The organism is Moraxella sp. Pampa (assembly GCF_035181385.1).
Taxonomy (GTDB): Bacteria; Pseudomonadota; Gammaproteobacteria; order Pseudomonadales; family Moraxellaceae; genus Moraxella.
In genome coordinates, this window is the sequence record NZ_JAXCJK010000002.1 from 215,890 (window position 1) to 228,272 (window position 12,383).

The following is a 12,383-nucleotide window of genomic DNA, read 5'->3' on the forward strand; positions in this document are numbered from 1 at the left end:
GTTTTTTATTACGACAAACGACTATAGCTGACGCTTAACCTCGTGAATCTCGAAGACTTCAATTTTATCGCCTGCTGCCACTTCATAACCTTTGACCGCAAGACCACACTCTATGCCAGCTTTAACTTCATTGACATCGTCTTTATAACGGCGAAGTGATTGTAATTGACCTGTAAAAATAACTTTGTCATCACGCAGAACACGGATCGGCTTATTGCGATAAATGACGCCTTCTTGAACCATACAGCCTGCCGCTGCGCCAAATTTGCTTGAACGGAATACTTCACGCACCTCAGCAATGCCCAAAATCTGCTCACGATGCTCAGGAGCCAGCATACCACTCATCGCTGCCTTAACATCATCAATCAGACCATAGATCACGCTATAATAACGAATATCAATGCCAGCTTCATCAGCCTTACGCTTACCTGCATTATCAGCACGCACATTAAAACCAAGCAGTACTGCCTCGCTGGATTCTGCTAAAATCACATCCGATTCAGTAATTGCACCCACGCCAGAGCTGATAACACGAACCTTCACCTCATCGGTTGACAATTCATCAAGTGCGTTTAGCAAGGCTTCTAATGAACCACGCACATCAGTTTTTAGAATGATGTTTAATGTTGCAATATCATTGCCCATACTTTCAAACAGCGTATCTAGACGCATCTTGTTTTGACGCTCTAAGATACGATCTCGTTCACGAGCTGCACGAAAATCTGCCACTTCACGCGCTTTTTTCTCATCAGAAACAACAAGGAATTCAGACCCTGCCATCGGTGCATCTGGCAAACCCAAAATTTCAACAGGAATTGAAGGGCCTGCGGTCTTGATACGCTGAGCATTTTCATCTGTCATCGCACGCACCCTACCATAGAACTCACCTGCCAAAACAAGATCGCCTTGATTTAGTGTGCCTTTTTTGACAAGCAGACTGGCCACTGCACCACGCCCTTTGTCAATACGAGATTCTATCACCACACCTTGTGCCGCACCATCAACAGGTGCTTCAAGCTCCATGATTTCCGCCTGAATACTGATGGTTTCTAGCAGCTCATCAATACCCATGCCAGTTTTGGCAGAAACTTTTACCATCGGTACATCACCACCCCAAGCCTCTGGCACGACTTCTTTAACCGCAAGCTCATTGATAACACGGTCTGGGTCAGCAGCATCTTTATCCATCTTGTTGATGGCAACAATCAGCGGCGTGCCTGCTGCACGAGCATGATCAATGGCCTCTTCAGTCTGTGGCATCATACCATCATCAGCGGCCACAACCAATACAACAATATCAGTCGCTTGTGCACCACGAGAACGCATTGCAGTAAAGGCAGCATGGCCAGGGGTGTCTAGAAAAGTAATCACACCACGCTCAGTCGTTACATGATACGCACCAATGTGCTGCGTGATACCGCCAGCTTCGCCACTGGCAACTTTGGCTTCACGAATTTTATCAAGTAATGATGTTTTGCCATGGTCAACATGACCCATGATGGTAACCACTGGTGGGCGTGCTTGAACATTCCCTGATTTCTCATCAACTGCCTCTTGCAAATCATCTTCAAGTTTGGTATCAGAGACCAACACCACATGATGGCCAAATTCTTCAACCACCAAAGAAGCTGTGTCTTGGTCAATGGAATCAGACTCACGCACCATCTCACCCATTTTCATGAGTGATTTGATGACCTCACGCACCTTGACCGCCATCTTTTGGGCAAGGTCAGACACGACAATAGACTCGCCCACCTCAACATGATAAACAATTTTCTCAACGGGCATTTCAAACTTGTGTTTGCCTGCTTGTGATGATTTTAGACCACGCTGTTTTGGTCTAATCTCAAGCTCTTCTTTGCCTTTTTTCTTACCGCTCTTACCACGGCTTAAATTGGCACCTGAGCCACGCTTGATTTCTCGGCGTTCTTTTTCAAAAGACTCTTCTAATGCCGCACCCACCAAACCTTTGGCAAGCGGTTCATCTTTACGCACTATGGTGGTGGCAGTGTCGTCTTTTTCGCTATAACGACTCGCCATCTGCTTCATTTGTTCAAGGGTGCGTTTTTGTGCTTCTTCGGCTGCCTTACGACGATTTTCCGCTTCTAGCTGACGCAATTTTTCTTCTTCAGCCTCACGAGCCAACCGAGCTTTTTTAGCCGCAGCAGTTTCAGCTTTATTTGGTTTTGGAGATGATTTTTTTGCTTTATCTGCTTTTGTATCGGCCTTGCCTTGAGTTGATACATCATCTTTTTTGGCTTTTTTAACAACCACCGATACATTGCTTGTTTCAGATTTGGCATCGGCCGTATTATTGGCACGCATGGCAGCCAATGTTGCCGCCTGACGCTCTGCAGCTTCTTTTTTTGTGCGTTCGGTGGCTTGCTTTTCTTCAGCAGCTTTTAGGCGTGCTTCTTCGGCAGCTTTGACCTGTGCAGCGACCTCTTCTGCAATCTTATTGGCATCTGGTTTTTCAAAGACTTTTCTTTTGGTTTTGACGACATTGACCGCTTTGGCTTTGCCTGATGTGCCAGTTACTTTGGCAGTGGAAGTAGTTGTTGATTTAATACTGATTCGTTGATTTTTATCTTGGGTAGAATCTACCATAATTTTCACCTAATTTTGGTCAGAGTAAGTCCACTCTTTGTTCGATTGCTTGCCAAATCCCAAAAATAGGTTTGGCAAGCGTTAATTAAATGCACCCATCACAAGGTACCCATACCATCAGCACGCATGGTTATTCAAACCACGACTGACGAGCACTCATGATAAGCTTGCCTGCAAGTTCACCATCTAAGCCTTCAATGTCTTCAATATCAAAGATGGCTTGTTCTGCCAAATCATCTAATGTGATGACATCTCGCTCAGCAAGTTTGTAGGCAATTTCAGTCGTCATGCCATCTAAGGCCAACAGCTCGGCACTTGGCTCTTTGATATTTTTTTGTTTTTCAAGTTCATCGGCAATAACTATGGCCTTAGCACGCTCTTGGATAGTAGCAATCGCTTCATCGTCCAAACCTTCAATGTCATAGAAAGCTTCCACAGGCACATAGGCAACCTCTTCAATAGTAGTAAAGCCAACCTCCACCAAAGCCTCTGCCAAGTCTCTATCAACTTCTAAGCGTTCATAAAACAGACTGATGATGGTCTCCGATTCTGATGCTTGGCGTTCTAGATATTCAGATTCTAGCATCATATTGAGCTTATAACCTGTCAAATCAGATGCCAGACGCACATTTTGACCCTGTGAGCCAATCGCACGGGCAAGCTGGTCATTGGTGGCAAAAATAATGTCCGCAGTCTTTGAGTCTTCATCTAAAACAAGGCTTGACACATCAGCAGGCTCAAGAGCACTGATGATGTACTGTGCTGGCTCATCATTCCACACCACCACATCAACACGCTCTCCATCCAGCTCTTGTTGCACAGCTTGTATGCGAGTGCCTCGCATACCAATGCAAGCACCCACAGGGTCAATGCGATGGTCATTAGTCTTCACAGAAATCTTAGCACGCAAACCAGGTAGGCGTGCCACATCACGAATTTCAATAATACCTTCACTAATCTCTGGCACTTCTTTGGTCATGAGTGCAACAAGCATATCATTATGCGCACGAGACAATAAAAGCTGTGAGCCACGACCATCACGATTGACTTGATGTAGCAATGCTGTTACTCGTGATTTTGGGCGTAACATTTCTCTTGGCAATGCTTGGTCTTTGGCAAGATATCCTTCGGCATTATCCCCCAAATCAATCACATACCCATCACGGCTTTGCTTTTTGACCTCACCAGTGATAAGCTCACCCACTCGTGCCTCAAAAGCATCTGCCACAAGAGCACGCTCCGCTTCACGAATTTTTTGAATAATGACCTGTTTGGCCTGAGTGGCGGCAATACGACCAAATTCAATAGATTCAATTTGCTCTTCTTTGATATCACCGATTTTCCATTCATTCTCATCAAGGTCGCTGATGGCAAGCTGACACGCTGGCATTTCATGGTCTTCATCTGCCACTACCGTCCAGTAGCGATAAGTATCATAATCGCCTGTTTTACGGTCAATCGCCACACGAATCGCCACCTCTGGCTGTTCGGTGTAGACTTTTTTCTTGGTAGAAACAACCAAGGCCTGCTCAATTGCTTCAAAAATATCTTCAGGATTTAGCCCTTTTTCGTTACTTACCGTCTCAACAACGGTCAAAATCTCACGGCTCATCGTATATCCTTTGGGTTAATTTTGGGTTAAAATCAAATCAAAACATCAATCTTCATAAATCAGATGTGCTTTGTCCACATTATTAAATTCAATGTCAAACTCTAGTTTGTCTTCGGTAATAACTTTCATGCTCACCTCTCCTACTTCAACAAGACGACCAACTACTTTACGACGCTTGATATCACCTTGCCCAATGGCATGAATCAAACGCAAATTGACGATTTCACCCACAAACAATGCGACTTGTTCTGGTGTAAACAGTGGACGGTCAAAGCCAGGACTAGACACCTCTAAAATGTACTCACCTGCAATCGGATCATGCACATCCAGCACACCTGATACCTGATGATTCACCGCAGAACAGTCATCAATGGTGATGTGCTCACCATTTGTGCGTTGTTGGGCAGTCACTTCGATGTAGATTCTTAATAAAGACTTACGCCCTTGTGGCATAAATTCAATACCCCACAAATCTACACCACACGCCTGTACAGCAGGGGCAATAAGTTCGGTTAATTCAGCGATTTTACTCGATGGTTTCATGTGTTTTATAATGTCCTTTTCAATAGAAAATCGGCAAATGACAAATACAAAAAAACCCACAAAGCATCTTGGTGGGCTATAACTATCAATCAGCCTAGTCTTCTTTTTAAGAAAGAAAACACCTTAAATAATTAAAAGAAATATTAAGGATTTGAAAAAGTGGTAGCGGGGGCTGGATTTGAACCAACGACCTTCGGGTTATGAGCCCGACGAGCTACCAGACTGCTCCACCCCGCATCAATTTAGGAGGCCATTATAGCATGATTTTAGTAACTGTCAAGAATTAATTTACTTTTTTTATTTTTAATTTCAATCTTTATTTTAAGTCATCGCCTCATCAATTCCTCATCAATTAAGGAAGTCTTTTTTTTGCTTAGGCTGGGCTTTAAAACCCAATAAAAAGACCAAGCAACCAGTCTTTTTCCGATTGCTTGGTCTAACTTCATATTTGGTGCGATCGGAGGGACTTGAACCCTCACGCCGTGAAGCACCACCCCCTCAAGATGGCGTGTCTACCAATTCCACCACGATCGCAAATTATGCACCTATTATAATGATAAATCCTAAAATATCAAGAAAATTTTATCATACTAAGCCATTCTAAGTTATTGGTTGTTCGATGTCGCTGGTTCTGCAGTCTCAACGGCTGGCACAGCATCAGCTGTACTTGGTGGTACAGATGGCGGCTGTGTTGTATGTATGACTGGTATGTCAAGGCGACGCTGTTCATCTGCTTGTTTTTGAGCATACCATGCCAAGCCCAAGCTTGTTACAAAGAATATTGTCGCCAAAATTGCCGTCGCACGAGTCATAAAATTTGCCGAGCCTGCCGCACCAAATACTGTGCCTGCCGCACCTGCACCAAATGATGCACCCGCATCTGCACCCTTGCCATGTTGAAGCAGAATAAAGCCAACCATCGCAATGGCAATGATGATATGAAGTGCTAATAATACTGTAAACATAATCTAAAATCACTATTTAAGGCAGATAATCCACCAAGATTGTTAAAATTGGGCAAATGCCTCTACGATTGTCGCAAAGCTCTGAACTTTTAATGATGCACCACCAACCAGCGCCCCATTCACGGCATCACAACCAGCAAACTCAGCAGCATTTTTGTCATTGACACTACCGCCATACAGCACACAGACATCATCAACACCTAAATGCTGAAGATTTGCCTTGATGTGGCGATGTACAGCCACTACTTCATCAATCGTCGGTGTAAGACCTGTACCAATCGCCCATACAGGCTCATAGGCAATAAGCAACTTGTCTTGTACAAATTTGTCTTGTAAAACAGTCAAGCCATTTAATACAGACAGCTGATTATCTAGCACCCCTAGAGTCTCACCTTGCTCATATTCGCTCTTGGTTTCGCCCACACACAAAACAACCGCAAGGCCCGCACTGATGGCTTGTGTGATTTTTTTGACAAGCAAGCTGTTGTCTTCTTTGTGATAAGCACGGCGTTCAGAATGTCCGATGATGGCAAATTTTGCCCCCAAATCCACTGCCTGCACTGCAGAAACATCACCAGTAAATGCACCTGTCGCCCCAAATGCACCAATATCCTGTACACCCACCCACACCGATGAGTGCTTTAAAATTTCACGCACCGCCGCTAAATGTACAAAGCTGGGTGTACAACCAATATGGCAATTTGCATCATTTGCCATTGCTCCAATAGCATGAGCAAGTGCAGCCGCCTCAGTCAAAGTTGCAGGGTTCAACTTCCAATTACCAATGACATACTTTACCATATTTTACTCTCTGTCTGTCAAAGCTGGCATCACGAATTTGTTAATTTCGTTCTTAAATTCGCCAAAACCATTCACCAACTCAAAACTCGTTTAAACAAATTATTATAACGCATTTTTGCTAAAATTTTCAAAATATCATGATTTTTTTATCAATCATAACACCAAAAATCAAACTAAATACCAATAAATGCTCATGGCTTTTTTAAATATTTTTAAAATAAAAGTATTTTTTGAACTTTGAACTTTGAACTTTGAACTTTGAACAAAGGCATTTTAAAAAAAATTTTAAAAAATAAGAAAAGCCATGAATTTACATTCATCTACTTATCATATTTATCGCAAATTTCATGATGAATATGACATTGATATCCGTCGTAAAAATGATTATAATTGAATGTCTTTGTATTTTTAGGATAAGAATAATGTCGTCTAAATTTTTTAACAAAACTAGTGTACTGGCGGTCTGCTTGTGCTTACCTACGCTCAGTCATGCCATGTGGGACACAAGCGACCCACACCGCTTTGCAGGCGATGTGTTACAGCTGGCTTTGCCTGCCACAGGGTTGGTTGTAGCTTATCATAAAGATGATATGCAAGGTGCCAAACAGCTTGGCAAAACAATGGCTGCCACTGTCATTACCACCGAAGCACTAAAAACAGGATTTAACAATACCGCACTTGGCAAACGCCCCAATGGTGGCAGTCGCTCTTTTCCGTCTGGACATACCAGCAGTGCTTGTGCTGGGGCGACCTTTATTGGACAGCGTTATGGCTGGAAAGCAGGTCTGCCTGCAATGGGTGTGGCAGGTTATGTGGGCTGGACACGGGTACACGCCAAAGCACATCACCCACGAGATGTGGTAGCGGGGTGTGCGGTGGGTGTGGCAGCAGGGCTGTTATTGACCGACCCAATGAGCGACACCCAAGTGTTGCCGTGGTACGAAAACAAAACTTTGGGCGTGTCGGTAAGCTCGGTTTGGTAGTGCGACAAAACTGACGGCATTCTACTTATAATATGGTAAGATTTTGTGCCATACTCGTGTTTGGTGTCAATTTTAACAGTTTTAAAATATGAAAGGCCAACTTTCTTGCTTTTTGTCAAAGCATGCATTTTTTAATAAACATACCAGTGCCAGTTAAAGTTGGTGCTGGTATATTCATTCAGCAATCCATCTTTTTGATAAAACTTAATCAAAACTTAATAAAACAAGTCTAAAACACAAGTCCAAACTTGGGTGTTTTTAATCATGTATTCTTGATTTGGCATATTCTATTATAGTATGATGGCTCATCTATCTCATTAAAACCTTGATTATGAATGCGTCGTTCTCTACCAATCTTGGGCGATTTTTAGTTGATAAAAACCTACTTACCCAAGATGAAATGAGTCGGGCCCAAGAGCAGGCCATACACTCTCAGGTAAGTCTTGCTCGCTTTTTAGTGCAAAATAACCAACTGTCATCACAAGTGATCGCCCAAACTTTGGCGGACATTTTGGGTGAAAAGCTGGTGGATTTAAATAAAATAAACCTTGCGGATTTGCCAACTCATTTAATTGACCCTGCCTTACTTATCCACCATGAAGTGCTGATTTTGGCACAAAAAGATGGGCAGATTTTCATTGCAACAAGCGACCCAACGCGTGCACAAATGCTTGGTGAGATTGCTTTTGCCACAGGGCTACACGCCACGCCCGTTTTGGTTGATGAGCTTAAACTGTCCAATGCCATGCAAAGTCTTAATTTAAGCACAGCACACGGTTTTGACGATGGTTTTGACGACGATTTGGATACAATGGCTGAGGAGGCAGATCTTAAGCTGGATGCACCAACAGTCAAATTTGTACAACAGATTCTGTCAGATGCAATTAAACAAAACGCATCTGATATTCATTTTGAACCATTTGAGCAATATTATCGTGTGCGATTTCGTATTGATGGTGTCATGCGAACCATCGCAACACCACCTAAGGCTTCTGGCAACAAAATCAGCACACGCTTAAAAGTCATGGCACGCCTTGACATTGCCGAACGGCGAAAGCCACAAGATGGGCGAATGAAGTTCGTGCCTTATAAGAATAATCCAAAATCAGTAGATTTTCGTGTCAGCACCACCCCCACGCTCTTTGGCGAGAAAATTGTACTAAGGCTATTAGACTCTACCCAAGCTCTGATTGGTATTGACACACTTGGCATGAATGATGAACAAAAACAGCTATTTTTAACCGCCCTTACCAAACCGCAAGGCATGATACTCATCACAGGTCCGACTGGTTCTGGCAAGACAGTCTCGCTCTATACTGGGCTTAATATTTTAAATCAGCCCAACATCAATATTCAAACGGTAGAAGACCCTGTTGAAATCCAGCTTGATGGCATCAACCAAGTCAATACCCACCCAAAAATTGGGTTAGATTTTGCCGATGTGCTTCGTGCTTTTTTGCGTCAGGACCCTGACGTCATCATGGTTGGTGAGATTCGAGATATTGAGACAGCAGAAATTGCCATTAAAGCCGCCCAGACAGGACACTTGGTGCTGTCCACTTTGCATACCAATTCTGCGATTGATACACTCATTCGCCTAAAAAATATGGGCGTTGCAACTTTTAATATTGCAAGCTCAATCAACCTAATCATCGCCCAAAGGCTGGCTCGCCGCTTATGCGATAACTGCAAAAAACCAATCCAAATCCCCCCTCAAAGCCTTGTTCAGCTTGGTTTTGGTGCCGATCATATCGCTCGGGCCACACTCTTTGAGCCTGTGGGTTGCCACGCCTGCAAAGACGGCTACAAGGGGCGAGTTGGCATTTATGAAGTACTGCCCATCACACCAGAATTTGCCACACTCATCATGGCAGATACAACCACACACGACTTATTAAATTACGCCAGACAACATGGCTTTTGTACACTACGAGAATCCGCCATAGACAAGGTAATCCAAGGCATCACAAGCCTACAAGAGATGGAGCGCCTGACCCATGGTTAAGCCAATTAAGCCCCACTCTACTCGTACAAATGCCAAACTTGCCAAACCCAACAACAAAACCTTTGTCTACAAAGGTCTGACCTTGCGTGGCAAAAAAATTGTGGGTGAGATTGATGCAATCACCGCCCAAATGGCTCGCATTAAACTGCAACAACAAGGCATCACCACAAGCTCAATCCGCCAAAAGCGTGCAGGTTTATCATGGAAAAAGCCGATCAAATCCATTGACATCACACTATTTTTTCGTCAGCTTGCCACCATGCTATCAGCAGGCGTTCCACTCACACAAGCTCTTACCATTACCGAACAAAACAGCAAGAACATCGCTTTTAAAAGTATCATTTCAACCATCAAAACCGACATTGAATCAGGCTCAAATTTTGCCTCTGCTGCTGCCAAGCACACCTCTTTTAATCGTTTATCCATCTCTTTGATAGATGCAGGAGAACGCTCAGGCTCACTTGATGTCATGCTAGATAGAATCGCCACTCACCAAGAAAACCTAGAAATTCTCAAAAACAAACTCAAAAAATCTTTTCAATACCCCATTGCTGTACTGACCGTTGCAACCATTGTAACAGCGATTTTATTGGTTAAAGTCGTGCCAATCTTTGCCAAAACTTTTGCCGACCTAGGTGGTGAGTTGCCCTTAGCTACTCGCTTGATTATGGCATTCTCCGATGGCTTGGTGGCATACATTTGGATGATATTACTGGCAATTTTTATTGTCATTATCAGCATATTATATTTGCACATCAAAACCAATAAAATCAAAAATTTCATTGACAACATCAGTCTAAAACTACCCATCATTAAGACTTTAACCAAAAAAAGTGCAGCTGCTCGTTTTAGTCGGACGCTTGCCACCACTTTTGGTGCAGGCATTCCGCTTCTAACGGCATTAGAACTATCTGCACAATCAACCAATCATCTTAATTTTATTCAGGCATTGCAAGGCATTAGCAACAAGGTACAAGGCGGCCAAAAATTAAGCCAAGCCATGTCTCAAAGCACGCTATTTTTACCCATGATAATACAAATGATTGATGTGGGTGAAGAGTCTGGCAAGCTCACACAAATGCTTGAAAAGGTCGCTGATTATTACGACAACGAGGTTAGCGAACAAATAGATGGCATGACAAGCCTTATTGAACCCACCATCATTGTCATATTAGGGGTGCTTGTTGGTGGAATTGTACTGGCAATGTATTTGCCAATTTTTCAAATTGGGGTAGGTACGCCATGACAGATGTGATGACATTTTTACAAAATATGGAACAATTATCCGCACAACATCAAATCATTTTTTTTGCTCTCATCGGTATCATCGGATTGATTGTCGGTAGCTTTATCAATGTGGTTGCTTATCGCACACCTCTTATTATGATGAATGAATGGCAAACACAAATCAGCGAATTCATCTGCCAAGATGCCAACATCAGCCCCGCCATCAAAACTCAAATCAGCAAAAGCTATCAATGCAACCAAAATAATCAACATCTTAGCCTGTCATTGCCACGCTCGCATTGCCCACATTGCCAACACCAGCTCATCTGGTGGCATAACATTCCTGTGGTGAGCTTTTTAATGTTGTCGGGTCGTTGCAAAAGTTGTTGTACTGCAATACCCCCCACCTATCTTATTGTTGAGATTTTAACCGCCTTGTTATCACTGTTGGTCGCATTAAATTTTGGGCCAAGCATTCAGATGGCTTTTGCCCTTATTTTGACATGGTTTTTATTAGCATTGTCTTTGATTGACCTAAAAGTGCAATTGTTGCCAGACCGCCTGCTTGCACCACTTGGTATGATTGGTCTACTTGCCAATATTCACGGCATATTTACCACGCCAATTCTTGCCATGTGGGGACTGGTTGCAGGCTTTGTATCGTTTTGGCTCATTAATATTCTGTTCAGATTGATTGTCAAAAAAGACGGCATGGGGCTTGGAGACGCTAAGCTCATTGCTGTGCTAGGTGCATGGCTTGGCGTAGAATTTTTACCAATGATTGTGTTTATTGGAGCATTGCTGGGCGTAATATTTGGCGTATTTTTTCAGAAATACAAGCAACCTTTTGCTTTTGGACCATACTTAGCCCTTGGCGGATTGGTGGCTTTATTGTGGGGTGAAGCACTACTGGCATGGTATTTGGGCGGATTGTTATGATTCATCAAATGGAGATGATATGGCAAAATTAACCATCGGGCTGACAGGCGGTATTGGCAGCGGAAAAAGTGCTGTGAGCGACTGGTTCGTCAGTCAAGGCATTGATGTCATTGATGCTGATGTCATCGCTCATGCCATCACCGCCAAGAATAGCCCTGTTTTAGATGAGTTGGTACATGCCTTTGGTGAATGGATCGTGATTGACGGCAAATACAATCGTGCTGCCATGCGTGATTATATTTTAAAAGACCGCAACGCCATCAACACATTAAACAATATCACACACCCACATATCCAAGCACGCATTAAAGACGAATTGGCTTGTAGCACCAGCCTATATCGCATCTTGTCGGTGCCACTGCTCGTTGAAGGCATGAATAAATCACCAAGTCTGGCCAAATTATGCGACCGTATTTTGTTGGTTGATGTGCCAGAATCGATACAGATGCAGCGTGCCTTAGGGCGAGACGCTACCAAACTAGCCACGCACAGCGACCCTACCGCCTACATCAAAACCATCATCGCCAAACAAGCCACCAGAAACGAAAGGCTGGTGGTGAGCGATGATGTGGTGGACAATAGTGGCACGCTTGATGAGCTGTATAAACAGCTACAAAAATTGCATGAATTTTATCTGTCGCTAAGCAACAGATAAAATTTTTGCTCTAAACTTCTTTATTTTCGGGCAAAAAGAGGTATGA

9 protein-coding genes, 2 tRNA genes and 1 pseudogene are annotated in these 12,383 nt (G+C 43.3%); 5 read left to right on the forward strand and 7 right to left on the reverse strand.

What is annotated here, in order from left to right; all coding sequences use genetic code 11:
• Positions 1 to 21: 21 nt before the first annotated feature.
• The 7 genes and pseudogenes from infB to tpiA all read right to left on the reverse strand — a co-directional run.
• Positions 22 to 2,577 (reverse strand): annotated as a pseudogene (gene infB / locus R0123_RS05380) (translation initiation factor IF-2); the annotation flags it as partial.
• A 160-nt stretch (positions 2,578 to 2,737) separates the two neighbouring features.
• Positions 2,738 to 4,219: a transcription termination factor NusA gene (gene nusA, locus R0123_RS05385; protein ID WP_323841102.1), complete on the reverse strand. Its 1,482-nt coding sequence runs from the start codon at positions 4,217 to 4,219 to the stop codon at positions 2,738 to 2,740.
• A 45-nt stretch (positions 4,220 to 4,264) separates the two neighbouring features.
• Positions 4,265 to 4,762, reverse strand: a complete 498-nt coding sequence (rimP, locus tag R0123_RS05390; protein WP_323841101.1) for a ribosome maturation factor RimP — start codon at positions 4,760 to 4,762, stop codon at positions 4,265 to 4,267.
• 160 nt (positions 4,763 to 4,922) lie between these two features.
• Positions 4,923 to 4,999, reverse strand: a tRNA-Met gene (locus tag R0123_RS05395).
• Positions 5,000 to 5,211: 212 nt separating this feature from the next.
• Positions 5,212 to 5,296 (reverse strand) — tRNA-Leu (locus R0123_RS05400).
• A gap of 71 nt (positions 5,297 to 5,367) precedes the next feature.
• Entirely contained in the window at positions 5,368 to 5,727 is a 360-nt protein-coding gene (secG, locus tag R0123_RS05405; protein ID WP_323843351.1) for a preprotein translocase subunit SecG, read from the reverse strand.
• Positions 5,728 to 5,769: 42 nt separating this feature from the next.
• Complete coding sequence (gene tpiA / locus R0123_RS05410; RefSeq protein WP_323843352.1) at positions 5,770 to 6,528, reverse strand: triose-phosphate isomerase; 759 nt, start codon at positions 6,526 to 6,528, stop codon at positions 5,770 to 5,772.
• A 422-nt stretch (positions 6,529 to 6,950) separates the two neighbouring features.
• Here tpiA and R0123_RS05415 point away from each other — a divergent pair, with 422 nt between their 5' ends.
• The 5 genes from R0123_RS05415 to coaE all read left to right on the forward strand — a co-directional run bounded on the left by R0123_RS05415 (position 6,951) and on the right by coaE (position 12,337).
• On the forward strand, positions 6,951 to 7,511 hold the full coding sequence (locus tag R0123_RS05415; protein WP_323843353.1) for a phosphatase PAP2 family protein: 561 nt from the start codon (positions 6,951 to 6,953) through the stop codon (positions 7,509 to 7,511).
• A 331-nt stretch (positions 7,512 to 7,842) separates the two neighbouring features.
• Positions 7,843 to 9,516 (forward strand): type IV-A pilus assembly ATPase PilB, encoded by a 1,674-nt coding sequence (gene pilB / locus R0123_RS05420; RefSeq protein WP_323843354.1) that lies wholly within the window; start codon positions 7,843 to 7,845, stop codon positions 9,514 to 9,516.
• Positions 9,509 to 10,762 carry a type II secretion system F family protein gene (locus R0123_RS05425; RefSeq protein ID WP_323843355.1) on the forward strand — a complete coding sequence of 418 codons (1,254 nt, stop codon included), beginning with the start codon at positions 9,509 to 9,511 and terminating at the stop codon, positions 10,760 to 10,762. The genes pilB and R0123_RS05425 overlap by 8 nt, the downstream gene beginning before the upstream one ends.
• Positions 10,759 to 11,682, forward strand: a complete 924-nt coding sequence (locus R0123_RS05430) for a prepilin peptidase (protein ID WP_323843356.1) — start codon at positions 10,759 to 10,761, stop codon at positions 11,680 to 11,682. Before R0123_RS05425 ends, R0123_RS05430 begins: the two co-directional genes overlap by 4 nt.
• Before the next feature lie 19 nt (positions 11,683 to 11,701).
• Positions 11,702 to 12,337: a dephospho-CoA kinase gene (coaE, locus tag R0123_RS05435; RefSeq protein WP_323843357.1), complete on the forward strand. Its 636-nt coding sequence runs from the start codon at positions 11,702 to 11,704 to the stop codon at positions 12,335 to 12,337.
• Positions 12,338 to 12,383: the final 46 nt, after the last annotated feature.